The 367-nt window shown below is 41.7% G+C and carries 1 protein-coding gene; it reads right to left on the reverse strand.

All coding sequences use genetic code 11. The features are described 5' to 3' along the window. Window positions 1-5: 5 nt before the first annotated feature. Window positions 6-367: redoxin domain-containing protein (locus BTV99_RS12865; RefSeq protein WP_075102685.1), on the reverse strand; the 362-nt coding region annotated here is incomplete at its 5' end.

The following is a 367-nucleotide window of genomic DNA, read 5'->3' on the forward strand; positions in this document are numbered from 1 at the left end:
CACTATTAATAATCATGAGTACCACGAATAGGATAATCTTTATCTCTGATAAACGCCAAACCTTCTGCAAGTGTTTCAAGATCGGGTCTTACAAAAGGATTGTTTGAGATGTCCACGACTTGGATATCCCCTTTGTCATTGACCACGTAGATACCAGGCTCAGCAAACGGATGATCGGTTTCGTTTTCTGAGCGCGGGTCAGAGATATAAAGCCCCAGCGTTTTCATTTGCTCAACACTCAAACCATAAGCGATCGGAAAATCGATATCTATATCGTCAAAATGGCTTTCTAGCTGTTCTTTACTGTCGCCAGATACCGCAATGATATCGACACCTGTCTTATAAAAAGACGCTTTTCTGCTCTCAA

It is taken from the genome of Psychrobacter sp. Rd 27.2 (assembly GCF_001921755.1).
Lineage (GTDB): Bacteria > Pseudomonadota > Gammaproteobacteria > Pseudomonadales > Moraxellaceae > Psychrobacter > Psychrobacter celer.